Below are 22,913 nucleotides of genomic sequence, written 5' to 3' on the forward strand. Positions count from 1 at the left end.
AGTTGAGCAGCGCAGCGGACCCTGCGCAGCAGGGCGTGCACGTCGGGTCGCCTTTCTTTGCTTACTTTCTTTGGCGAAGCAAAGAAAGTGAGGCGCCCGCCGGGGCGCAATCCCGGCCTCCGCCCTGAAACAAGCAGCAGATGGAACAGAGCGCAGCGGCGCAACAAGACCACAACCCAGTGGACAAGGCACATCATCCAGATGCAGCCCGCCTCAATCCGAAGGATGACCCTTTACCCCTTCTCACCCACAAAAATCTCCACCCTCCGATTCCGCGCCCGCCCATCCGCGGTGTCATTGCTGGCCACCGGCTGGTGCGAACCCCGGCCCTCGACCATGAAGCGGTCGAAAGGCACGCCGCGGGCCACCAGGTAGTCGCGCGTGCTGGCGGCACGGTCCTGCGACAAGGGGTTGTTGACGGCATCGCTGCCGGTGCTGTCGGTGTGGCCCACGATGCGCACCTCGGCGCGCGGGTTGTTGCGCAGGCCTTCAGCAAAGCGGTCGAGGATGGGGCGCAGGTTGGGCTTGACCACCGCGCTGCCGGTGTCGAACGAGATGTCGCTCGGGATGTCGAGCTTGAGTTGGTTGTCGGCGGTCTGCACCACCGTCACGCCCGTGCCTTGCGTGGCCTGCTCCATGGCGCGCTTTTGCTCGTCCATGTGGCGCGACCAGATGTAGGTGCCCAGGGCGCCGATGCCGGCGCCCACCACCGCCCCGGTGCCGGCGTTGCCCCCGGTGGCCGAGCTCAGGACCGCGCCGGCCAGGGCGCCGATGCCGGCGCCTGTGCCGGTGCGGCGCTGGTTTTCGCTCATGTCGGCGCAGCCGCTCAGCAGAGCAGCGGCCAGCACGGGGATCAGAATGAATGAGGATGGGGTGTGCTTGCGCATGAGGGGTTCTCTCCTTGATCAACAGACCGTCATTGAACAGACGGTGAACCCGCGTTGTAAGCGCAATTGCCGCGCAGTGCCCGGCCCAAAGTGCTATTTTTTGTGTGGTTTTTCGGCTTCTGCGTCCTCGGTGCGCGACGGTTCACCTCCGCGGCGACCCGAAAACATGGTCCACCAGACAATCGCCACCAGCACCAGCAAGGCCAGCAGGGCTTCAAGCAAAATCAGACCCATGATGAAAAGACTCCTGTGGAAGGCGGTGACGGCCGTCATTGTAGGAATGCTGGCCTCGTGCGCGAGCCCGCCCTCCAGCAGCCCGACGGCCCCGGCCACCTCCCCGGCCCCGGCTGGTGAGCCCGCAGCGCCCCTGCCCGGCTGGACGCTGAGCGAGGACGAAAGCCGCCCCTTGCCCCCGCCGCGTGTGCAGGGCAACAGCCGCTGGGTGCCGGTGCGCTGGGCCGAGCTGCCCGGCCTGGGGCAAGACCCGTTGTTCGAGGCCTGGAACGCCTGGATCAAGAGCTGCGAGCGCCCCGGCCCCGTGTTTGCCCCGCTGTGCGGCGAAGTGCGCCAGCTCAGCATCGCGACGCCCGAGGAGCAACTGGGCTGGCTGGTGCGCCGCCTGCAACCCTACCGGGTGGAGAGCCTGGAAGGCCAGGCCGAGGGCCTGCTGACCAGCTATTACGAGCCTGTGATCCCGGCCAGTCGCCTGCCTGGCAATGGTTACAACGTGGCGCTGTACCGCGCCCCTGCCACCCTCAACCAGCGCCGCCCCTGGTACACCCGTCAGGAGATCGACACCTTGCCCGAGGCCCAGGCGGCCTTGCGCGGACGCGAGATTGCCTGGATCGCCGACCCGGTGGAGGCCCTGGTGCTGCACATCCAGGGCTCAGGCCGTTTGCGCATCACCGAGCCCGATGGCTCGCAGCGCCTGGTGCGCCTGGCCTTTGCCGGCACCAACGACCAGCCCTACAAGAGCGTGGGGCGCTGGCTGCTCGACCAGGGCCAGACCCGCGACGCCACCTGGCCCGGCATCCGCCAGTGGTTGGCGCAGAACCCGCAGCGCACCAACGAGCTGCTGTGGAGCAACCCGCGCTACGTGTTCTTCCGTGAGGAGGCCTTGTCGAGCAGCGACGCCAGCCAGGGCCCGCGCGGCGCCCAGGGCGTGGAGCTGACGCCGGGCCGCTCGATTGCGGTCGATCGGCAGAACATCCCCTACGGCACGCCACTGTGGCTGGCCTCCAGCGGGCCCACCGCCCAGCTGCAGCGCCTGGTGCTGGCGCAGGACACGGGCAGCGCCATCATCGGTGCGGTGCGGGCCGACTACTTTGCCGGTTGGGGGGCCGATGCCGGCGAACTGGCCGGCCGCCTCAAGCAGCCGCTGCGCCTGTGGGCGCTGTGGCCGCGCTGAGCGCCGGCCCGGTCTTTCCGGGGGTCATGAAGCTGTCATGACGGCGGCCTAGTCTGCCCGGCTTGGCCGGGCTTGTCCTGTCCTGGCCTGCAGTCTCGCCCACCCCAACTGGAAAGATCGTCCCATGTCCGCAGATTCAAACACCGCATCACGCCGCCAATTGCTGCGCGCCCTGGCCGCCGCACCCCTGTTTCCCCTGGGCGGTCTGGTAGGCTGTGCCAGCACCCCGGCGGCCCGCCCGGCCGCCTTCCGTTCGGTGCGTTTTGAAGGCATGGCCGCGCCCACGCTGGCCCACCCGCAGGCCATGGCCACGACGACCGTGCAGTCGGCCCTGAGCGTGACCCTGGCCGACGGCAGTCAGCGTACCCAGGCCCTGGCCTACCAGCCCTTCTTCATGACCGGCGAAATGCTGCCCGACGGGCAAGGCGGCCAGGTGCTGGCGGGGGGGTACTACGACATCCGCAACCAGCCCATCCTGGACCGCTCGGTGCCTGGGCGCGAACGTCATTTCTATTCCGATTGCCCCGATGGTTCCTCGCTGCTGACCCTGCCCAAGGCCCAGGTGGCGGGGGTCAAGGGCAACACGGTGTTTGCCGTGGTTCAGTTCGAATACGCCACGCGCAACCAGGCCGGTGCCGCCACCTACGGGCAATTGCCCTCGCCGATCGCCGTGATCACACTGGACCAGAACCCCACCACCGGCGCCCTCAGCGTGGTCAAGTACCACAATGTGGACACCTCGGGCGTGCAGGGCCTGTGGATCACCTGCGGCGCCAGCCTGTCGCCCTGGAACACGCACCTGTCCAGCGAAGAGTACGAACCCGATGCCTTCGCCGTGGCCAGCAACGCCCAGTTCAAGGCCTTCAGCCAGAACCTGTATGGCGACCCAGCCAAGGCCAACCCTTATCACTATGGCCACCTGCCCGAGGTGACGGTGCTGCCCGATGGCACGGGGCGCATCGCCAAGCATTACTGCATGGGCCGCCTCTCGCACGAGCTGGTGCAGGTGATGCCCGACGAGCGCACGGCGCTGATGGGGGACGACGCCACCAACGGTGGCCTGTTCATGTTCGTGGCCGATCGTCCGCGTGACCTCTCCTCGGGCACGCTGTATGTGGCCACCTGGAAGCAGACCTCGGGCGTGGGCCCGGGGGCGGGTGACATCGGCTGGATCCGTCTGGGCCATGCGAGCAGCGCCGAGATCCATGCCCTGGTGGACGGCGGCATCCGCCCCGGCGACATCATGGACGTCAAGACCAGCGACCCGGCTGACGCCAGTTACACCCGCATCCCCTTCAACGGCAAGTTCAACTGGGTCAAGCTCAAGCCTGGCATGGAAAAGGCCGCCGCCTTCCTCGAAACCCACCGCTATGCCGCCCTGGTCGGCGGCAGCCTGGGCTTCACCAAGATGGAGGGCACCACGGTCAATGCGAAGGACAAGCGCGCCTATTCAGCCATGTCCTACGTCCAGGCCAGCATGCTGGATGGCTCGGGTGGCATCCGCGTGCAAGGCCCCAAGGCCGGCGCCGTCTACGAGCACATCCTGCAGGGAGGTCAGAAGGACAGCAGCGGCCAGGCGATCGACAGCGACTGGGTGTCCACCCACATGGAACCCCCGGCCGCCCTGGTCGGGGTGGATCTGAAGACCCCCGACGCGCTGGGTAACCTGGCCCATGCCGACCACATTGCCAACCCCGACAACATCAAGTTCTCCGAGAAGCTGCGCACCCTGTTCATCGGTGAGGACAGCGGCATGCACGTGAACAACTTCCTGTGGGCCTACCACGTGGACACGAAACAGCTCACGCGCCTCCTGTCCTGCCCCTCGGGCGCCGAATCGACCGGCCTGCACGCGGTGGACGAGATCAACGGCTGGACCTACATCATGAGCAACTTCCAACACCCGGGCGACTGGGAGAAGCCCTTGCATGACAAGGTCAGGGACACGCTGGACCCGTTGGTGCGCGCCAACTTCAAGGACCGCTTCGGCGCCTCGGTCGGCTACTTGACGGGGCTCACGCCTCAGGCCTGATCGGTTTAATCGGCCGGCATTGCCGGTCGGGTCAGCGGGGGGTGTTGACCCTGCCCCCGGCCGGCGTCAGGTGCCCCAGCGGCAGCGCGCTGCTGGCCTTGACCTCGCCCAGCGAGAAGCTGGTGTGCAGGTCTTTCACATTGGGCAGGTTGATCAGGCTTTTCAGCGCAAAGCGCGAAAAGCTGTCTAGGTCCTGCGCCACCACCTGCAGCTCGAAGGTGCCGGTGCCGCTGATGTAGTGGCAGCTGATCACCTCGGGCAGCTGGCGGATCGCGTCCTCCAGCCGCTTGGTGGCGTCGCCGGTGTTGCGCTCGGCGTCCAGGCGCACAAAGGCCAGCACGCCCAGGCCGATCTTGTGCCGGTCAATCTCGGCCCGATATCCCTTGATGTAGCCCGCCTCTTCGAGCGCCCGCACGCGGCGCCAGCAGGGCGCGGCCGACAGGCCCACACGCTGCGAGAGCTCGGCATTGGTGAGCCGGGCATCAGCCTGCAGTTCGCTCAGGATGGCGATGTCGAATTTATCGAGGGAGTCCACGGGGTGAGACGGCGAAAAGTGCGAAAGGAAGGGTCGAATGGAAGGGACGAGGGCCGCAGCATAGCCGACAAACAGAAAAAGAAAGGCCGGCGCTGGGCGCCGGCCTGGGGGGCAAGCCTCGGTGGACTCAGTCGAGGTAGTCGGAGTAGTCCTTCTTGCCGTAGCCGTCCAGCCGGGTCCAGGGCGGGGTGGCGGGGGCGGCGATGGTCTGCACCACGGTCTTGCGCGAGCCCTGGGGCCCGCTCGACTCCACGCTCACCGGCACCATCAGCTTGTGGTTCCAGACCACGGTCAGGCGGCCGTGGGCGTCCTGGCGCGTGTAGGTGGTGGTGTCGCCCACTGGCGCGGCCGCCTTGAGCTGCTGCAGCACGGTGGGGTCGATCAGGTGCCAGGCGGCGGGCCAGGAGCCGTCAAACCCCACGTTGCCATAGTCGGTGCGGGCAATGTCGATCACCACCTTGTCTTCGGCCGAGACCAGCCGCAGGCGCGGCTCGCCGCGCTCGTCGCGGGTGACCCAGCGAGCGGCGGCCGCCACGTCCAGGTGCTTGTGGGCCTGGTGGCCCTTGGCGTGCTCTTCCTCGGAGTGCGCATGCGGCGGGATCACGCGTTCGATCCACACCATCTGCGGGCGCCGGTGTACCCGTTCGCTGAACTCTGCCGTGCGCTTCACGCCATCGGCACCCAGCGAAATGCTGGTGTGGCGCACCTGCAGGTCCAGGCTGGGGCCCGTGCCCACGCCTTGGACCGCGCCTTGGGCGCCGGCCCAGGGTGCGGTGGCTGCCAGACCGCAGGCCAGCGCGGCCTGCAGCAGGTGGCGGCGTGACGAGCGGGGCTTTGTGGACGCCGCGCGCATCAGAAGCCGAAGGCCTGGCGCACCAGGGTGTTCACGCGGGTGTTGTCCAGCGTGCCCTTGAACGGGGCTTTGCCGGCGCCGGTGGCGAACAGCATCACGTCGCCGCCGCCGTGGGTTTCCGAGCCGGCGCTGCCCAATTGCACACCGACTTCCTGCAGGTAGTCCTTGTTGCCCGAGGTGTCGACGTTGCTCAGGTCGTCACGCACCGATTTGCGCGGCCCGCCCCCGTTGCCGAACACCAGGGTGGTGTAAGGCTTGCCGTCGGCCGCCAGGGCGGTCTGCTTGGTGCGGTTGTTGGTGCTCTTGCCCAGGATGTCGTTGCCCTTGTGCGAGTAGCCGTTGAACGCCATGGTGTGGTCGTGGTCGGCCGTCACCACCACCAGGGTGTTGCTCAGGTCGACCTTGGCCAGCACGGCTTTGACAGCGTCGTCGAAGGCGATGGTGTCGGCCAGCGCGCGCTTGGCGTTGGTGCCGTGCAGGGCGTGGTCGATGCGGCCGCCCTCGACCATCAGGAAGTAGCCGTTGCCGTTCTTCGACAGCACGTCCACCGCCTTGGTGGCCATCTGGGCCAGGCTGGGCTCCTTGGCCGGATCGCGGTCCAGCTCGTAGGACATGTGGCCTTGCGACAGCGCCTGGTCAAACAAGCCCAGCAGGCGGCCGTTGGGTGCGGCGTTGAGGCTGGTGAGGTCGCTCACGAAGGTGTAACCCTGGCCCTGCATCTCGGCCACCAGATCGCGCCCGTCGGGGCGGCCTTTGGGGGTGGTGGTGGCGTTGAACGGGCGCCAGAAGTAGCTGATGCCGCCCAGCATCACGTCCACGCCCTTGCCCAGCGCGGTGTTGAAGCCGGCGCCGCCGGGCACCGCCTGACGTGAGATGTGGTACTCGGCATCGCGGTGGCAGATGTGCGAGTAGGTGGCGGCCGGGGTGGCGTGGGTCAGGCGGGCGGTGGTCACCACGCCGGTGGCCTTGCCGGCGGCAATGGCCTGTTCCAGCAGGGTGGGCACGCTGGCGCCGTTGCCGGTGGCCGGGCAGTTGTTGATGGCGTTGCTCACGCTCGGGCTCACGCTGGTGTCGGTGCCGGGCTTGATGGCCAGGGTGTTGCCGTCCATGGACAGCACCTCGTTGCGCATCTTCACGCCGGTCATGTAGGCCGCCATCGAGGGGGCGCTGTCGGTGGTCTGGGCGTCCAGCGAATAGGTCTTGATGCGGGCGGTGCGCGGCAAGGTCTCCATGGTCAACTGACCCGATTCGCCGTACTTGTAGATGCGGCTGGCGGTGACGGTGACCGGGCCCATGCCGTCACCGAGGAAGAAGATCACGTTCTTGGCTTCGCCAGCGGCGAAGGCCTGGCCGGCGCACAGCGCGCCCAGGGTGAGGGCCAGCAGTCGCTGGGCAAAGCGCGGGCCACGGGGCAGGGAGAGGTTCAAGGGGTTCATGGCGGTGTTTCCAGATCGGGGGTGTGTGGCGGCGCTCATCAGAGGCCCATGGCATTGCGGATCAGGCCGAACACGGCAGTGTTCTCGATCACGCCGGTGAAGCTGTCGGCGCCCTTGCCGATGGCGCCCAGGAACACATCGGCGCCGCCGTGGGTTTCGCTGCCTGCGGCCACGGGGATGGTGGCTTCCTGGTGGTAGGTCTTGTCGAACACCTGGGCATCGGTCAGTGCGGTGCGGGTGGCCTGGCGGTTTTCGCCGTTGCCGAAGCCGATGATGGTGAAGGGATTGCCACCCGTGTCCTTGGACAGCAGGCCGTCCACATAGCTGCGCAGCAGGCCCAGCACGCCGGGGTTGCTGTCCGAGGTCTTGCCGGTGCGGGCAGCGTAGCCATTGAGCACCAGGGTGTGGTCATGGTCGGCGGTGACGACGATCAGGGTGTTCTTCAGGCCCGGGTCCAGGGCCTGCATCTTGTCGATGGCGGCCTTGATGGCGTTGTCAAAAGCCACGGTGTCTTGCAAGGCCTTGCGGGCGGTGGTTTCGTGCAGCGCATGGTCGATGCGGCCACCTTCCACCATCAGGAACATGCCGGCCTGGTTGCCCTTGAGCTGGTCGATGGCGCGGGTGGTCATCTCGGCCAGGCTGGGTTCCTTGCTGCTGTCGCGGTCCAGGTCGTAGGACATGTGGCTGGACGTGAACAGGCCCAACAGCTTGCCGCTGGCGGGCAGGGCGTTGAACTCGGTGCGCGAGCCTGCAAAGCTGTAGCCGGCCTTCTTCATCTCGGCCACCAGGTCGCGGCTGTCGCTGCGGCTGCTGCCGGTGCTGCCCTTGGGCTGGAAGTGGCGCAGGCCGCCACCGAAGACCACGTCCACGCCATCGCCCAGGGCGCTGTTGTAGCCGCTGCCACCGGGCACCATCTGGGCGGCGATGCTGTTTTCACCGTCGCGGTGGCAGATGTGCGAGTAGGTGGCGGCCGGGGTGGCATGGGTGATGCGGGTGGTGGTTACCACGCCGGTGGCCAGGCCCTTGGCCTTGGCGATCTCCAGCAAGGTGGGCACACTGTTGCCATTGCCACTGGTGGGGCAGGTGCTGTCGGCGCCCGACACGTAGTCGGCAAAGCTGGTCTTGTTGTAGGCCGAGGTGTCTGGGCTCATCGAGATGACTTCGTTGTTCATCTTCACACCGGTCATGTAGGCCGACATCGAGGGCGCGCTGTCGGTGACCTGGGCGTCGGCCGAGTAGGTCTTGACGAAGGCGCTTTCGGGCAGGGTGTCGATGGTCAGGCTGCCGTCTTCACCGGCCGCGTAGATGCGGGCGGCGGTCAGGGTCGTCAGGCCCATGCCGTCGCCCAGAAAGAACAGCACGTTCTTGGGCGGGGTGCTGCTGCTGCCGCCGCAGGCCGTCAGGGTGGCCACCGCCAGGGTGGACGCGATCAACCAGGATTTCATGAGTTACTCCGCAAGGGGTCTTTACAAAGTCTTTAAATTTGTAACTTCTTCATGAAAGTGCTGTGACAGCCCCAGGGTTGCTATTGGTATTTGGCCTTTCCGGGTGCTGGGTTGTGATTTTGGAAATTGCTGATTTTTTTCCAATCTGGAATGAATCTTTCTTTGTAAGTCGATTTGAGAAAGATATTGAATTTTCATCGCCTTTCATGGGCACTATTAGCAAAGACTTATCAGAGCAGGCCGCATACACTTTCCCGAGCCGGTGGTGGCGTTTGTTACCACCCGTCCACTTCTGAAAAATCCCGCCCAGGGCCGCCCGAGTCGGCCCACCAGGAGACAAGCCATGAACGCCCCTTTGCCCGAACACATCCGCCGCGCGTTGGAAACCGTGACGCTGGATGACAAGTACAGCCTGGACTACGGTCGGGCCTTCATGAGCGGGGTGCAGGCCCTGGTCAAGCTGCCCATGCTGCAGCGCCTGCGTGATGCGCAGGTGGGCAAGAACACGGCGGGCTTCATCAGTGGTTACCGGGGCTCCCCACTGGGGGGCTATGACCAGGCTTTGTGGAAGGCCAGTGCCTACCTGAAGGCGCAAAACATCGTGTTCCAGCCTGGGGTCAACGAAGAGTTGGCCGCCACCGCGCTGTGGGGTACCCAGCAACTGGGTTTTGCGCCGCCCGGCACGCAGAAATTCGACGGCGTGTTCGGCATCTGGTACGGCAAGGGCCCGGGCGTGGATCGTTGCTCCGATGTGTTCAAGCATGCCAACATGGCGGGCACCACGCCCTGGGGGGGCGTGATCGCGGTGGCCGGTGACGACCACATCTCGAAAAGCTCCACCGCCGCCCACCAGAGCGACCACATCTTCAAGGCCTGCGGCTTTCCGGTGTTCTTCCCGTCCACGGTGCAGGAGATCCTGGACCTGGGCCTGCATGCCTTTGCCCTGAGCCGTTACGCCGGCGTCTGGTCGGGCCTGAAGACCATCCAGGAGATCGTCGAGTCGAGTGCCACCGCCATGATCGACCCGGACCGGGTGCAGATCCAGATCCCCACCGATTTCGAGATGCCCCCGGGCGGCGTGCACATCCGCTGGCCCGACCATGCGCTGGACCAGGAGGCGCGCCTGTTCGACACCAAGTGGTACGCCGCCCTGGCCTACATCCGCGCCAACCGCCTCAACTACACCGCCGTGCAGGGGGCCAACGACCGCCTGGGCATCATGGCCAGCGGCAAGGCCTGGAACGACACCCGCCAGGCCCTGCTGGACCTGGGGCTGGACGACAACGCCTGCCGGGCCCTGGGCATCCGGCTGCACAAGGTGGGCGTGGTGTGGCCCCTCGAGGCCCAGCTCACCCGTGAATTCGCCACCGGCCTGCAGGAGATCCTGGTGGTCGAGGAAAAGCGGCAGGTCATTGAATACCAGCTGAAAGAAGAGCTGTACAACTGGCGGCCCGATGTGCGCCCCAATGTGGTGGGCAAGTTCGATGAAGGCGAGGGTGACTTCAGCGGCGGTGAGTGGGCCCGCCCCAACCCCACGGCCAACACCTTGCTGCGGGCCAATGCCGACCTGACCCCCGCCCTGATCGCGCGGGCCATCGCCAAGCGCCTGCGTCGCCTGGGGCTGCTGCCCGCCGGGGCCGACCTGACGGCCCGCATCGACGCCCAACTGGCCATCCTGGAGGCCAAACAGAGCGCCTTGAACGTGATCGAGGTGGCGGGCGTCAAGGGCGCCGACCGCCAGCCCTGGTTCTGCTCGGGCTGCCCGCACAACACCAGCACCGTGGTGCCCGAAGGCTCGCGCGCCATGGCCGGCATCGGCTGCCACTTCATGGCCACCTGGATGGACCGCGCCACCGTCGGTTTCACGCAGATGGGCGGTGAGGGCGTGCCCTGGACGGGCCAGCAGCCCTTCAGCACCGAAAAGCATGTGTTCGCCAACCTGGGCGACGGCACCTATTTCCACAGTGGTCTGCTGGCGGTGCGCCAGAGCATCGCGGCCGGCGTCAACATCACCTACAAGATCCTTTACAACGATGCGGTGGCCATGACCGGCGGCCAGCAGGTAGGCGAGCGCCCCGAAGGGCACTCGGTGATCCAGATTGCCCAGAGCATGCGTGCCGAAGGGGCTCAGAAGATCACCATCGTCACCGACGAGCCCGAGAAGTACGCGGGCGTTCAGGGCCTGCCCGCGGGCATCGCCATCCAGCATCGCGACACCCTGGATGCCGTGCAGCGCGAGTTCCGCGAACTCAGTGGCACCACCGTCATCATCTACGACCAGACTTGCGCCACCGAAAAGCGCCGCCGCCGCAAGCGCGGCAGCCTGGTCGACCCGGCCAAGCGGGTGGTCATCAACGAGCTGGTCTGTGAAGGCTGCGGCGACTGCGGCGTGCAGTCCAACTGCCTGAGCGTGGAGCCGCTGGAGACCGAATTCGGCCGCAAGCGCACCATCAACCAGAGCAGCTGCAACAAGGACACCTCCTGCCTCAAGGGCTTCTGCCCCAGCCTGATCACGGTGGAGGGTGGCCAACTCAAGAAAAAGGCCAAGGGTCAGGCCCCGTCGCCATTCGAACTGGCCCAACTGCCTCAACCCACGCTGCCCACCCTGACGCCTGAGCATGGCGGGGTGTGGGGCATCGTGGTGGCCGGTGTGGGCGGCACTGGCGTCATCACCATCGGGCAACTGCTGGGCGTGGCCGCCCACCTGGAAGGCAAGGGCATCGTCACCCAGGATGCGGCCGGTCTGGCCCAGAAGGGGGGCGCCACCTGGAGCCATGTGCTGATCGGCGAACGCCAGGACGACATCCGCACCACCCGGGTGGGCATGGCCGCGGCGGACCTGATCCTGGGCTGCGATCCCCTCGTGGCCGCAGGCAAGGAGACCATGATGCGCATGCGCGAGGGCCGCACCCATGTGGCGCTCAACTCGCACAGCACGCCCACCGCCGCCTTCGTGCGCAACACCGACTGGCAGAACCCGGCCGAGGCCTGCGCCGCCCAGATCGCGCGGGCGGTGGGTGAAGGCCTGGGCGCCTTCGATGCCGAAACCCTGGCCACCCGCATGATGGGCGACAGCCTGTATGTGAACCCCATGATCCTGGGCTATGCCTGGCAACGTGGCTGGATTCCGCTGGGCCTGGCGGCCCTGACCCGGGCCATGGAGCTCAATGCGGTGGCGGTCGAGGCCAACAAGACCGCCTTCCATTGGGGGCGTCTGGCCGCGCATGACCCGGCGCTGGTGCGCCAGGTGCTGGCCCCCAGCCAGGTGGTGCAGTTCAAGCCGCGCGAAACGGTCGAGTCGCTGGTGGCGCGCCGGGTCGAGTTCCTGACGGCCTACCAGAACCCCGCCTATGCCGAGCGCTACCGGGCCCTGGTCGGCCGGGTGCAGCAGGCCGAGACCGCCCTGGGCAAGACCGCGCTGAGCGAGACCGTGGCCCGCCAGGCCTTCAAGCTGATGGCCTACAAGGACGAGTACGAGGTGGCCCGCCTGCACAGCGACCCGGCCTTCCTGGCCCGCATCGCGGCGCAGTTCGAGGGCGACTACAAGCTCAACTACCATCTGGCGCCGCCGTTGCTGGCCAAGAAGGATGCCAAGGGCCACCTGGTCAAGCAGACCTTCGGTCCGGCCATGCTCACGGGCTTCCGACTGCTGTCCCGGCTCAAGGGCTTGCGTGGCACGGCCTTTGATGTGTTCGGCCGAACCGAGGAGCGCCGCACCGAGCGCGCCCTGATCACCGAGTACCAGGCCCTGGTTGAGGAGCTGTGCGCGGGCCTGAGTGCCGAGCGCCATGCCCTGGCGCTCGATCTGGCCCAGGTGCCCGAGCAGATCAAGGGCTATGGCCACGTCAAGGAGCGCAATCTCGTGGCGGCCCGCCAGCGTTGGAGCCAATTGCTGGCTGAGTGGCGCCAGGGTGGCGCTGCCCGCAAGGCGGCCTGATGCCCCTGGGTGTGGCGGGGTTGCCGGCCCCGCCCGGCCCTGCCCTCAGCGCGTCCATGGACGCTACAAAGGCCCTCTGCCGGGCTCGGATTTGTCCCGGACCCGCCGGTGGGCGCGGCCCGGGCCGGCCTTGCTGTGGGGGCATTGGCCCCCCGATTGCCGCCGCAGCGGCCCGACATACAATCTTGCCAGCACCCGCCTGCCCGCCTCGCTGCGGTCAGCCTGCGGGCTTTCTCATTTGTTACCCCCTGTGGAGTTCTCAGTGTTCATTTCTTCTGCTTTTGCCCAGACTGCCCCCGCTGCTGCCGCCGGCGGTGGCGACATCATGTCGTCGCTGACCAGCATGCTGCCGCTGGTGCTGATGTTCGTGGTGCTGTACTTCGTGATGATCCGCCCCCAGATGAAGCGCCAGAAGGAGCACCGCACCATGATCGAAGCGCTGGCCAAGGGCGATGAGGTGGTGACCTCGGGTGGCCTGCTGGGCAAGGTCACCAAGATGGGTGAAACCCATCTGAGCCTGGAAGTGGCTGCTGGCGTCGAAGTGCAGATCCAGCGCAGCGCCGTGGTGCAGGTCTTGCCCAAGGGCTCGGTGAAGTAAGCCACACCGTGCGATTCCAGCGGTGGCCAACCCCCGGTGGGTGGCCACTGCGTCTTTTCATTAGTCAGGTACCTGCGCGATCATGAACCGTTATCCGGTCTGGAAGTACGCGATCATCTTGATCGTGTCGCTCTTTGGGGTGCTCTACACCCTGCCCAATTTCTTTGGCGAGTCGCCCGCGGTGCAGGTGTCTTCGGGCAAGGCCACCCTCAAGCTGGATGCTTCGATGCTCAAGCGGGTGGATGAGGTGCTTGGCACGGCCGGCCTGAAGGCCGAGGCCACCAGCTTCGACGGCAATTCCGTCAAGGCCCGCTTCAACACCACCGACGACCAGCTCAAGGCCAAGGATGCACTGCAGCACGCCCTGGTGCCCGATGCCAGCGACCCTTCTTATGTGGTGGCGCTGAACCTGTTGTCGAGCACCCCCGAATGGCTGCGTGCCGTGCGTGCGGCCCCGATGTACCTGGGCCTGGACCTGCGCGGCGGCGTCCACTTCATGCTCCAGGTCGACATGGAGGCGGCGCTGACCAAGAAGGCCGAATCCCTGTCGGGTGACATCCGCACGCTGTTGCGCGAAAAGAATGTGCGTCACGGCGGCATTTCGCGCAACGGCCAGGCCGTCGAGGTGCGTGCCCGTGACACCCAGACCTTGCAGGCTGCCCGCGCTGTGATCGCCGATCAACTGCCCGAGCTGCAGATGGTCGAGTCGCCCGATGGCAGCGATTTCAAGCTGACCGCCACCCTCAAGCCCGAGGCGGCCCGCAAGGTGCAGGAGATGGCGCTCAAGCAGAACATCACCACTTTGCACAACCGGATCAATGAACTGGGTGTGTCCGAGCCGGTGATCCAGCAACAGGGCCAGGACCGCATCGTGGTGCAGTTGCCCGGCGTGCAGGACACGGCCAAGGCCAAGGATATTCTGGGCCGCACCGCCACCCTGGAAGTGCGCATGGTCGACGAAAGCTCGGATGCCGGTGCTGCCGCCATCGGCCGCGGCCCGGTGCCGTTTGGCAGCGAGCGCTACCCCGACCGCAATGGCCAGGCCCTGGTCGTCAAGAAGCAGGTGATCCTGACCGGTGAGAACCTCACCGACGCTCAACCCGGCTTCGAGAGCCAGACCCAGGAGCCCACCGTCAACCTGACGCTGGACGCCAAGGGCTCGCGCATCTTCAAGGATGTCACCCGTGAGAACGTGGGCAAGCGCATGGCCATCATCCTGTTCGAGAAGGGCAAGGGTGAAATCGTGACCGCACCGGTGATCCGCTCCGAAATCGGCGGTGGCCGGGTGCAGATCTCGGGCCGCATGACCGCCATGGAGGCCACTGACACCTCGCTGCTGCTGCGCGCCGGCTCGCTGGCGGCGCCGATGGAAATCATCGAAGAATTGACCATCGGCCCCACGCTGGGGGCTGAGAACATCGCCAAGGGCTTCCACAGTGTGACCTGGGGTTTCCTGGTCATCGTGGCATTCATGTGCGTGTATTACATGATGTTCGGCGTCTTCTCCTGCCTGGCCCTGGGCCTGAACCTGCTGCTGCTGGTGGCGGTGCTGTCGATGATGCAGGCCACCCTGACCCTGCCAGGCATTGCGGCCATGGCCTTGGCGCTGGGCATGGCGATCGACTCCAACGTGCTCATCAACGAGCGTGTGCGTGAGGAGCTGCGCAGCGGCGCCTCGCCGCAGGCGGCCATCCATGCTGGTTACGACCGTGCCTGGGCCACCATCCTGGACTCCAACATCTCCACGCTGATCGTGGGCCTGGCCTTGCTGGCTTTTGGCTCGGGCCCGGTGCGGGGTTTTGCCGTGGTGCATTGCATCGGCATCCTGACCTCGATGTTCTCGGCCGTGTTCTTCTCACGTGGCCTGGTCAACCTCTGGTATGGCCGCAAGAAGAAGCTCAAGTCCGTGGCCATTGGCACGGTGTGGCGCCCTGATGGCGACGGCACGGCCGTGGCCAAGGCCGATTGAGCCCGCAAGACTGATGATCGGCCAGCCCCGCTGTCGGGGACTGGCCCAGCAAGGACAAAGCGATGGAATTTTTCAAGATCCGCAAAGACATCCCGTTCATGAAGAACGCGCTGGTGTTCAATGTGATTTCCTTTCTCACCTTCGCCGCGGCGGTGTTCTTCCTGCTGACCCGGGGCTTGCACCTGTCGGTGGAGTTCACCGGCGGCACCGTGATGCACGTGGCCTATGTGCAGGCGCCCGAACTCGAGAAGGTGCGCAGCACCGTCACCGGCCTGGGCTTTGACGATGTGCTGGTGCAGAACTTCGGCAGCTCCAAGGACGTGATGATCCGTCTGCCGGCCCAGAAGGGCGTGAGTTCGGCGCAGCAAAGTGACAAGGTCATGGTGGCCCTGAAGGCGCTGGACGGCGAAGCCAGCCTGCGCCGCACCGAGTTCGTCGGTCCGCAGGTGGGCGAAGAGCTGGCGCACGATGGGCTCAAGGCCCTGGGCATGGTGGTGCTGGGCATCATGGTCTACCTGGCCTTCCGCTTCGAATGGAAGTTCGCGGTGGCGGCCATCATTGCCAACCTGCACGACGTGGTGATCATCCTGGGCTTCTTTGCCTTCTTCCAGTGGGAGTTCTCGCTCGCGGTGCTGGCAGCAGTGTTGGCTGTGCTGGGGTATTCCGTGAACGAGTCGGTGGTGATCTTCGACCGGATCCGTGAGAACTTCCGGCGCTTTCGCAAGATGAACACGGTGCAGATCATCGACAACGCGATCACTTCCACCATCAGCCGCACCATCATCACCCACGGATCGACCCAGATCATGGTGCTGTCGATGCTGCTGTTCGGCGGCCAGACGCTGCATTACTTTGCGATGGCGCTGACCATCGGCATTTTGTTCGGCATCTACTCCTCGGTGTTCGTGGCCGCGGCGATTGCCATGTGGCTGGGCATCAAGCGCGAGGATCTGATCAAGGGTCCGGTGCGCAAGGAAGGTGACCCTGACGATCCAAACGCGGGTGCCACGGTCTGAGTTCCTGGTTCTGAGTTTCTCACCGCCCCGCGATGGTCTTCAGCCCTTCTCCTCCACCCCCAGAGCTGGGCGCCCAGGTGCGCCGCCGCTTTGTGGATGTGTTGGTCCAGGGCCTGCCTGCATTGGCAGAGGCCTGTGAAACCCAGCTGCTGACGCTGGCCAGCCAGACAGGCATGGCGCGTGACATGCAGTTGCACCGCGATGCCTGGCTGAGCTGGCAGCAGCACCGCAAGGCTTTTGTCGAAGGCTTGCAGTCAGCCTGGCTGAAGGCCTTGCATCCGCCCGGGCCCTCAGCGCCGCGCACCGCACAGCTCGACGTGATGAACCTGCAACTGGTGGGCGACGATGTGCTCGACAACCAGATCACCGCCTCGCGCATGGCCCAGGCCTTGTCCGAGCGTGTGGGCGCGGGCTTTCAGGAGTTGCGCGGCAAGCTGCAGGAGTTGCCTCGCGGGGGGGATCTGGGCGCCGATGACGTGCTGCGGCAGGAAACCCTGTGCCAGCACCTGATCGAGCAATGGGTGGCCAGTGGCCTGAACCGCGACGTGTTGCTGCTGCTGTCCGAGCGCATCAAAGAAATTCTGGCGCCCCAGATCCAGGAGGCCTACCGCCAGGCCAACCAGTGGTTGCAACAGCGTGGTGTGGTGGCTTCGGATGACCTGCGCAGCAGGGTCAAGCGGGCACCGGCCTCGCCCGGTGTCATGGAGACTGGCGTCTCGGGCACGGCGCCACTGTCGTCCGCGGCAGAGCTCAGCGGGCGTCCGGGCGTGTCCGGTGATGGCCCGGGGCGCCTGCACACCACCCGCACCGGGGGCGATGAGACCCAGATCCTGTCGGGCAGCTCGCCGCTGATGCGCGCTCGGGCCCGGGCCCATGGCCTGATCGGCCAGTTGCAGCGCTTGCTGGTGCGCTCGGTGGGCGATGTGCCCGCCGTGGCCGCCCTGTCGTCCCAGGGCTCGATCTCGGGGGCCGTGGGTGGTGCGGGTTTGGCGCAGGGGCTGATGGCGGCCCGTGGTGGCGCACCGGCCAGTGAGGCTTTGGCTCAAGCCCTCATGCCCATGTTGACCACGGGGGCCAGCATGGGGGGCGTGGGCCAGCGCATGGCTTCGGTGCAGAACCTGTTCATGATGGAGGGCACCCCAGCCGGGGTGGCAGCCGCGGCCGGCGCCTTGCGCGACAAATCGGCCGAGCTCAAGAAGAAGACGGCCAACCCCGCTGAAAAAGCCACCATCGAAATCGTGGCCTTGATGTTCCAGAGCATTCTGTCTGAGGAACGTCTGCCGCCGGCGATCCGGGTCTGGTTTGCCAGGCTGCAGGTGCCCGTGCTGCGGGTGGCCTTGGCCGAGCCCGAGTTCTTTGACAACCTCAGCCACCCGGCCCGCCTGCTGATCGACCGCATGGGCTCGTGCGTGCTGGGGTTTGATGACAACACCATCGCTGACTCTGCCCTGGAGGCCGAGATCCGTCGCGTGGTGCAGGTGATCGAGCAGTACCCCGAAACCGGGCGTCGTGTGTTCCAGCTGGTGCACGATGAGTTCCAGAAATTTCTCAATCGCTTCCTGACCGAGAAAGGCAAGACGGCGCGCCTGGTGACCGTCGCCCAGCAGGTGGAGCAGAAAGAGGCGCTGGCCATCCAGTACACGATCGAGATGCGCAACATGCTCAAGGACATGCCGGTGCGCGACGAGATCCGGGATTTCCTGTTCAAGGTGTGGTCCGAGGTGCTGGCCCTGTCGGCCGTTCGCAGCGGGCCGCAGCACGAGAGCACGGTGGCGCTCAAGAAGGCCGCGGCCGATCTGGTGTGGGCCGCCAGTGCCAAGCCCAATCGCTCTGACCGTGCCCGTGTGATCCATGACCTGCCCATGCTGCTGCAGCACTTGCGCAAGGGCTTGGCCATGCTGGGCGTGACCGGGGCCCCGCAAGAGGCCCACATCAAGATCCTCAGCGAGACGCTGGCGGATGCCTTTTTGTCCAAGACCGAAGCCATCCCGCAGGCCACCATCGACGCGATGGCCAAGCGCCTCACCCACCTTGAGGACTACGTCACCGAAGAGGGCCTGGACGAACTGCCACTGGATGCAGAAAGCCTGGAGGTGATGCTGGGGGTGGATGGTGCTGCGCTCACCGTGGTGGCCGGCGGAGGCACCCAGCCCAGCGAGGACATGCTGGCCTGGGCGCTCGAATTGCAGACCGGGCTCTGGTTTTCACTCGACCACAACGGCTCGGTCAAGCAGGTGCAGTACGCCTGGCGCAGCGACCGGCGCCAGTTGCACCTGTTCGCGGCCATGGATGGCAGCAGTTACCTGATTCAGCTGCGCCGCCTGGCGGCCTATCTGCAGGCGGGGTTGATGGTGCCCCAGGAGGAAGAGACCCTCACCCTGCGGGCCACCCGAGACGCCCTGGCCAAGCTCGACGCCAACCCCGAACGCCTGCTCAACTGAGGTCCGGCCGGCCTTGGCGGCGTTGGCCTGGGATCAGTGCAGCGTCTGCGTGCTGCGGTCGTGGCACAGCTCGTCCAGCACCAAGGCACTGGGCTCGTGGTCGAACTGCCAGAACACCATGCGGATGATGATTTTCAGCTCTTCCAGCGTCAGCGGACGGTCGTGCGCGGCGGTGGCCCGGTCCATCACCACCTCATGCAGTTCGGTCGGCAGGGCCTTGGCGGCCTGCAGGAACAGCAGAAAGCCCAAGCCCTCCGAGCCCAGGTGCTCGATCTCGCGGGGCAGGTAGGCTCGAAGGCTGTCCTGGCGGGCCGCCTGTACACGGGGACGGTTGAGTGGGCTCGTACCACTGCCGCCAGGGCGGGGCAGCACGGCGCGCATGCCTGCGGCGGTCTGCTGCAGATCCTCCAGCCAGTCGAGCGCTTGCTCGATCTCCTCCGACTCGAACCCGACCGCTGTCAGCTTGTGGCCCAGCTGCGTCAGTTCGGGGCAGGCGTCGCTGCGCCCATAGTTTTCGTACACAAAGACCAGAACATCCATCATCCGGGCAATATAGCCGAGTTCGCCGGGCCCCCCTTTTGGCCCCGCTTTGCCTGCGCCGTGGTCGGGACTCAAGCCATGCCGATGCGCTGAAAGCGCCCACCCGGCAGGCGGCTGATCTGGCCGTTGAGCTCAAGTGTCAGCAAGCGTGCCTGCAGCGTCGGGGTGGACCAGCCGCAGCGGGCCTGCAGGGTGTCCAGTGTGCAGGGGTCCTGACCCAGCGCGTCCAGCACCTCGTCGCCCGTGGCGGGGGCGCCCTCGGCCGCCGCCTCATGGCGGCGTGCCAGGCCGGGCAGCTCGGGCTGGGGCACACCGGGTGAACGGGGTGAATCAGGTGAATCGGGTGAATGGGACGACGGCAGCTCCTCCAGGATGTCCTGCACGGTTTCCACCAGCTTGGCGCCCTGGCGGATCAGCGCGTGGCAGCCCCTGGATTGCGGGGCATGGATCGAGCCCGGGATGGCGAACACCTCTTTGCCCTGCTCGGCCGCCAGGCGGGCCGTGACCAGCGAGCCCGAGGCCAGGGCCGCCTCCACCACCAGGGTGCCGCGCGCCAGGGCCGCGATCAGTCGGTTGCGCTTGGGAAAGTTGGCGGCCAGGGGCGGGGTGCCCAGCGGGTATTCGCTCAGCATCACCCCTTGCAGTGCCACGCGGTGGGCCAGCGCGCGGTGTTGGCGCGGGTACACCCGGTCCAGGCCGGTGCCCACCACCGCCCACGTGGGCCCGTGGGCGGTGTCTGGCCTGCCTGCCGCGGCGCTCAGGGCCCCTTCGTGCGCAGCGCCGTCAATGCCCAGGGCCAATCCGGACACCACGCAGAAGCCATGGCCGACCAGGCTGTGGGCGAAGGCGTGTGCATTCTCCAGGCCTTGGGCGCTGGGGTTGCGGCTGCCAACCACGGCCATGGCCTGCAGCGGTGCGTCGCTGGGGGGCAAGGGGCGGCCACTCAGGGCATACAGCATCAAGGGGGGATCGGCCAGTTGCAGCAGATCGGCGGGATAGGCCGGGTCGCCCAGTGTCAGCACCTGGTGACACAGGCCTTCGGTCGGGTTCTGCAGCCAGTCCCAGGTGCGCTCCAGCAGGGTCTGCAGGCCCGCGGGAGGCTGGCACAGGGCCTGGGTCTGCGCGGGCGTGGCCAGGGTACCGAGTTGGTCCCTGGGGGCTTCGAACACCGCCTCGGCCGAGCCCAGGGCCGCGAGCAGGCGCCGGGCGCTCTGGTTGCCCACGCCCGGACTCAGTGTCAGGCGCAGCCAGGCCTGGAGTTCTTCTCGTTGCAGCGCCATGCCGGGCCCCGGGGGTGGAGCGCCGCGATCAGAGGGGGTTGACCAGGCGGTCGCCCACACGCACGGCCTGCTTGATCTCCAGAATCAGCGCGTACGAGATGCGGTCGAAGCAGCGGAACACCATCAGGAGGCCGTTGCGTTCGTCGGGCAATTTCATGCGGGCGCGCGAGCCGTCACTGGTGTCCAGCAGACGGGCCCCTTCGCTGAGGATGGCCAGCACATGCCCGGGTTCGATGCCGTCGCGTGTGCCCAGGTTGATCGCCACGATCTGGTTTTGTGCCGCGTTGGCCACCGCGCTGCCGTAGATCGAGGCCACGCGGCCGCGCTCGGTGGGCACCTGAGGGGCCCGGGGCACGTAGTTCATCAACTGGCGGGGGGGCTCGGGCAACAGGCGGTCGCCAGCGCGGATCTCTTCCTTGATCGAGGTGATGTCGATCGAGGCCGGGATGATCTCGGTGGGCGGCGGTGGCTTCTTGGTGGCCGGGTAGCCGCCTTCGCTGACGTTGCTGGCCGGGAAGGGGCGCACCACCGGGGTGTCGTCGGGCTCGTCCTGTGCGCCTTCGGCGCGAATCAAGCGGGCACGCCCGAGGTACTGGGCCTCATACCCAAGGATCTTGCCGTCGTTCGGGTCCTTGATCGGGGTCGCGCTGCGGAACACCCGGAAGTCGCGCGGCAGGCCCGGGCCCATCAGCAGCGGGGTGCTGGCTTCGCCGCGCGCGTAGGCCCGGTCGCCGCGGCTCATCAGCACGCGGTCGTCCTGTGCGGCCACGATGTGGGGCGCTTGCAGCAAGGTGTTTTCGTCGACCACCACGGGCTCTGCGAGGAAGGGCTCGATCAGGTGGCTGCGCAGGGTGGGCAGGGCGTTGTCTGCCAGCGACTCGTAGCGCGAGCGCGGCGACACCCGCACGGTGGGGATGTCGGCCGAGCCGTCGGCCGGGCTGAGGCTCAGGCGGGCCATCCCGTTCTGGCGGATCAGGTAGAGCGTCTGCCCAGGGTAGATCAGGTGGGGGTTGCTGACCTGTTCGAAGTTCATGCCCCACAGCGCCGGCCAGCGCCAGGGTTTTTTCAGGAACACGCCTGAAATGCCCCACAGGGTGTCGCCGCCTTTGACCGTGTAGGTGTTGGGGGCGCTGGCGGACAGTTCGCCTTCAGGCACACCATTCTGGGCGGCCTGCTGGGCACTGGCTTTCTGTTCGCTGGTGACGGGGTAGCGCTGTGCCCAGGCGGGCACAGCGGCAAGGCCCAGCATCGAGAGGGCGGAAAACGTGATCAGCCGTCGATCGCTGCGCACGGGCTGATGGTGGTGGTCTTTTGGCATTCCTGCAGCTCCCGGGGTCCGCCGTCAAAGGTCGGCTTCAACCCGGCGGAACGTCACAAAACGGGTCAGATTTTGCGCCCAAGCCCTTGATTGGGCAATGAAAAATGAACCCAGCCCGGGAGGGGCAAGCCAAAAGTGGCGAAAATAGCGACAACTGCTGCGAAACGCCATGGCTCTTCTACCCATTCTCTGTTACCCCGATCCCCGCCTGCACAAGGTGGCCAAGCCCGTCACCTCGTTTGACGAGCGCCTGCAACAACGTGTGGCCGATATGTTCGAGACCATGTACGACGCCAAGGGCATCGGCCTGGCGGCCACCCAGGTGGATTTCCACGAGCGTCTGATCGTGATCGATGTCTCCGAAGACCGGGATCAGCCGCTGGTGCTGATCAACCCCGAAATCACCTGGGCCAGCGAAGAGCACCACGTGGGTGACGAAGGTTGCCTGTCGGTGCCGGGCATCTATGACGGCGTTGAACGCGCTGCCGCGGTGCGGGTGAAGGCGCTGGACGCCCAGGGCCAGTCGCGCGAAATCAGTGCCGAGGGCCTGCTGGCCGTCTGCATCCAGCACGAGATGGACCACTTGCTGGGCAAGGTGTTTGTCGAGTACCTGTCTCCGCTCAAGCGCAATCGCATCAAGACCAAGATGCTCAAGCTGCAACGCGAGGCCCGCGAATGAGTGGGCTCCGGGCTCGGCACGGGCTGGCTTCGTGCCTGCTGGCGCTGGGCCTGGCAGGCTGTGCGGGTTGGGTGGGGCCGCGCTTTCCGATGTCGCAGCCTTTGGGCTCGACCCGGGCCGAGGTGCTGGCCCGGTTGGGTGAGCCCACCGCCCGCTACGCCCTGCCTCAGGGCGAGCGGCTGCAGTATTCGTTCCTGCCGGCCGGGGTGACGGTCTACAACCTGGACCTGGATGCCGAGGGCCGGCTGCGGCGTGTGGATCAGCCCCTGCTGAAAAGCCGCATCGACGCTGACATGGTGATCGACCAGACCCGGGCCGAGGACATCCGTCTGCTGTATGGCCAGCCGCTGCGCATCGATCAGGTGGCCCGCTTCGAGGGCTCGGTCTGGGTCTATCAATTTCTCGATCTCAACGAACCTTTCTATGCCTACCTGCACCTGGACCCCCAAGGCGTGCTGCGCCGCGTGATCTACCAGCAGGTTCGCAATCCGCCCAATGGGCTCCACCTTGGATGACACCTGCCGTCTGGCGGGGCTGAA

At 66.5% G+C, this 22,913-nt stretch carries 18 protein-coding genes; 9 read left to right on the forward strand and 9 right to left on the reverse strand.

The annotated features are described in order from the left end of the window. Window positions 1–233: 233 nt before the first annotated feature. The gene (locus AC3WUT_RS25700; protein ID WP_492349905.1) at window positions 234–887 is read right to left on the reverse strand and encodes a YiaD family glycine zipper/OmpA-like lipoprotein; all 654 of its coding nucleotides are present in this window, start codon (window positions 885–887) and stop codon (window positions 234–236) included. Window positions 888–980: 93 nt separating this feature from the next. After that, a complete protein-coding gene (locus AC3WUT_RS25705; protein WP_492349906.1) occupies window positions 981–1,121 on the reverse strand; it encodes a hypothetical protein in 141 nt (46 codons plus the stop codon). Here AC3WUT_RS25705 and mltA point away from each other — a divergent pair. Next, complete coding sequence (mltA, locus tag AC3WUT_RS25710) at window positions 1,054–2,295, forward strand: murein transglycosylase A (RefSeq protein WP_492349907.1); 1,242 nt, start codon at window positions 1,054–1,056, stop codon at window positions 2,293–2,295. The genes AC3WUT_RS25705 and mltA overlap by 68 nt on opposite strands. A 124-nt stretch (window positions 2,296–2,419) precedes the next feature. Next, window positions 2,420–4,327, forward strand: coding sequence for a PhoX family protein (locus AC3WUT_RS25715; protein WP_492349908.1), 1,908 nt, complete (start codon window positions 2,420–2,422; stop codon window positions 4,325–4,327). Between the two features lie 31 nt (window positions 4,328–4,358). On the opposite strand, the gene AC3WUT_RS25720 is transcribed toward AC3WUT_RS25715, so the two are convergent. From AC3WUT_RS25720 to AC3WUT_RS25735, 4 genes are all read right to left on the reverse strand, one after another. After that, window positions 4,359–4,862 carry an Lrp/AsnC family transcriptional regulator gene (locus tag AC3WUT_RS25720; protein ID WP_492349909.1) on the reverse strand — a complete coding sequence of 168 codons (504 nt, stop codon included), beginning with the start codon at window positions 4,860–4,862 and terminating at the stop codon, window positions 4,359–4,361. 127 nt (window positions 4,863–4,989) lie between these two features. Beyond that, window positions 4,990–5,715: a hypothetical protein gene (locus AC3WUT_RS25725; protein ID WP_492349910.1), complete on the reverse strand. Its 726-nt coding sequence runs from the start codon at window positions 5,713–5,715 to the stop codon at window positions 4,990–4,992. Continuing rightward, a complete protein-coding gene (locus tag AC3WUT_RS25730; RefSeq protein WP_492349911.1) occupies window positions 5,715–7,151 on the reverse strand; it encodes an alkaline phosphatase in 1,437 nt (478 codons plus the stop codon). The genes AC3WUT_RS25725 and AC3WUT_RS25730 overlap by 1 nt, the downstream gene beginning before the upstream one ends. A gap of 38 nt (window positions 7,152–7,189) precedes the next feature. Continuing rightward, window positions 7,190–8,596 (reverse strand): alkaline phosphatase, encoded by a 1,407-nt coding sequence (locus AC3WUT_RS25735; protein ID WP_492349912.1) that lies wholly within the window; start codon window positions 8,594–8,596, stop codon window positions 7,190–7,192. Window positions 8,597–8,939: 343 nt separating this feature from the next. On the opposite strand from AC3WUT_RS25735, the gene AC3WUT_RS25740 reads away from it, so the two are divergent. The 5 genes from AC3WUT_RS25740 (at window position 8,940) to AC3WUT_RS25760 (ending at window position 18,557) form a co-directional block, all read left to right on the forward strand. Beyond that, on the forward strand, window positions 8,940–12,533 hold the full coding sequence (locus AC3WUT_RS25740) for an indolepyruvate ferredoxin oxidoreductase family protein (protein WP_492349913.1): 3,594 nt from the start codon (window positions 8,940–8,942) through the stop codon (window positions 12,531–12,533). Between the two features lie 262 nt (window positions 12,534–12,795). Then, window positions 12,796–13,131, forward strand: a complete 336-nt coding sequence (gene yajC / locus AC3WUT_RS25745) for a preprotein translocase subunit YajC (RefSeq protein ID WP_492349914.1) — start codon at window positions 12,796–12,798, stop codon at window positions 13,129–13,131. An 82-nt stretch (window positions 13,132–13,213) separates the two neighbouring features. Next, the gene (gene secD / locus AC3WUT_RS25750; RefSeq protein WP_492349915.1) at window positions 13,214–15,100 is read left to right on the forward strand and encodes a protein translocase subunit SecD; all 1,887 of its coding nucleotides are present in this window, start codon (window positions 13,214–13,216) and stop codon (window positions 15,098–15,100) included. 62 nt (window positions 15,101–15,162) lie between these two features. After that, the gene (gene secF / locus AC3WUT_RS25755; RefSeq protein ID WP_492349916.1) at window positions 15,163–16,116 is read left to right on the forward strand and encodes a protein translocase subunit SecF; all 954 of its coding nucleotides are present in this window, start codon (window positions 15,163–15,165) and stop codon (window positions 16,114–16,116) included. A 32-nt stretch (window positions 16,117–16,148) separates the two neighbouring features. Beyond that, complete coding sequence (locus AC3WUT_RS25760; RefSeq protein WP_492349917.1) at window positions 16,149–18,557, forward strand: DUF1631 family protein; 2,409 nt, start codon at window positions 16,149–16,151, stop codon at window positions 18,555–18,557. Between the two features lie 33 nt (window positions 18,558–18,590). Here AC3WUT_RS25760 and AC3WUT_RS25765 read toward each other — a convergent pair whose 3' ends face one another. The 3 genes from AC3WUT_RS25765 to AC3WUT_RS25775 all read right to left on the reverse strand — a co-directional run bounded on the left by AC3WUT_RS25765 (window position 18,591) and on the right by AC3WUT_RS25775 (window position 21,695). Then, window positions 18,591–19,097 carry a Smg family protein gene (locus AC3WUT_RS25765; RefSeq protein WP_492349918.1) on the reverse strand — a complete coding sequence of 169 codons (507 nt, stop codon included), beginning with the start codon at window positions 19,095–19,097 and terminating at the stop codon, window positions 18,591–18,593. Window positions 19,098–19,168: 71 nt separating this feature from the next. Beyond that, complete coding sequence (dprA, locus tag AC3WUT_RS25770) at window positions 19,169–20,371, reverse strand: DNA-processing protein DprA (RefSeq protein WP_492349969.1); 1,203 nt, start codon at window positions 20,369–20,371, stop codon at window positions 19,169–19,171. Between the two features lie 34 nt (window positions 20,372–20,405). Then, a complete protein-coding gene (locus tag AC3WUT_RS25775) occupies window positions 20,406–21,695 on the reverse strand; it encodes a LysM peptidoglycan-binding domain-containing protein (RefSeq protein WP_492349919.1) in 1,290 nt (429 codons plus the stop codon). 169 nt (window positions 21,696–21,864) lie between these two features. On the opposite strand from AC3WUT_RS25775, the gene def reads away from it, so the two are divergent. Together def and AC3WUT_RS25785 are read left to right on the forward strand one after the other, a co-directional pair. Continuing rightward, window positions 21,865–22,374 (forward strand): peptide deformylase, encoded by a 510-nt coding sequence (gene def / locus AC3WUT_RS25780; protein ID WP_492349920.1) that lies wholly within the window; start codon window positions 21,865–21,867, stop codon window positions 22,372–22,374. Continuing rightward, entirely contained in the window at window positions 22,371–22,889 is a 519-nt protein-coding gene (locus tag AC3WUT_RS25785; protein WP_492349921.1) for a hypothetical protein, read from the forward strand. Before def ends, AC3WUT_RS25785 begins: the two co-directional genes overlap by 4 nt. The last annotated feature ends 24 nt before the right edge of the window (window positions 22,890–22,913 follow it).

Source organism: Curvibacter sp. EU05-FHT14A10 (assembly GCF_058791075.1).

Coding starts and splice junctions, on each gene's coding strand:
- AC3WUT_RS25730 (WP_492349911.1), bottom strand. CDS start 7,151: ATGAACCCCTTGAACCTCTCCCTGCCCCGTGGCCCGCGCTTTGCCCAG.
- AC3WUT_RS25775 (WP_492349919.1), bottom strand. CDS start 21,695: ATGCCAAAAGACCACCACCATCAGCCCGTGCGCAGCGATCGACGGCTG.
- AC3WUT_RS25760 (WP_492349917.1), top strand. CDS start 16,149: ATGGTCTTCAGCCCTTCTCCTCCACCCCCAGAGCTGGGCGCCCAGGTG.
- AC3WUT_RS25735 (WP_492349912.1), bottom strand. CDS start 8,596: ATGAAATCCTGGTTGATCGCGTCCACCCTGGCGGTGGCCACCCTGACG.
- secF (WP_492349916.1), top strand. CDS start 15,163: ATGGAATTTTTCAAGATCCGCAAAGACATCCCGTTCATGAAGAACGCG.
- def (WP_492349920.1), top strand. CDS start 21,865: ATGGCTCTTCTACCCATTCTCTGTTACCCCGATCCCCGCCTGCACAAG.
- AC3WUT_RS25725 (WP_492349910.1), bottom strand. CDS start 5,715: ATGCGCGCGGCGTCCACAAAGCCCCGCTCGTCACGCCGCCACCTGCTG.
- secD (WP_492349915.1), top strand. CDS start 13,214: ATGAACCGTTATCCGGTCTGGAAGTACGCGATCATCTTGATCGTGTCG.
- mltA (WP_492349907.1), top strand. CDS start 1,054: ATGGTCCACCAGACAATCGCCACCAGCACCAGCAAGGCCAGCAGGGCT.
- AC3WUT_RS25740 (WP_492349913.1), top strand. CDS start 8,940: ATGAACGCCCCTTTGCCCGAACACATCCGCCGCGCGTTGGAAACCGTG.
- AC3WUT_RS25705 (WP_492349906.1), bottom strand. CDS start 1,121: ATGGGTCTGATTTTGCTTGAAGCCCTGCTGGCCTTGCTGGTGCTGGTG.
- AC3WUT_RS25700 (WP_492349905.1), bottom strand. CDS start 887: ATGCGCAAGCACACCCCATCCTCATTCATTCTGATCCCCGTGCTGGCC.
- AC3WUT_RS25765 (WP_492349918.1), bottom strand. CDS start 19,097: ATGGATGTTCTGGTCTTTGTGTACGAAAACTATGGGCGCAGCGACGCC.
- AC3WUT_RS25715 (WP_492349908.1), top strand. CDS start 2,420: ATGTCCGCAGATTCAAACACCGCATCACGCCGCCAATTGCTGCGCGCC.
- AC3WUT_RS25785 (WP_492349921.1), top strand. CDS start 22,371: ATGAGTGGGCTCCGGGCTCGGCACGGGCTGGCTTCGTGCCTGCTGGCG.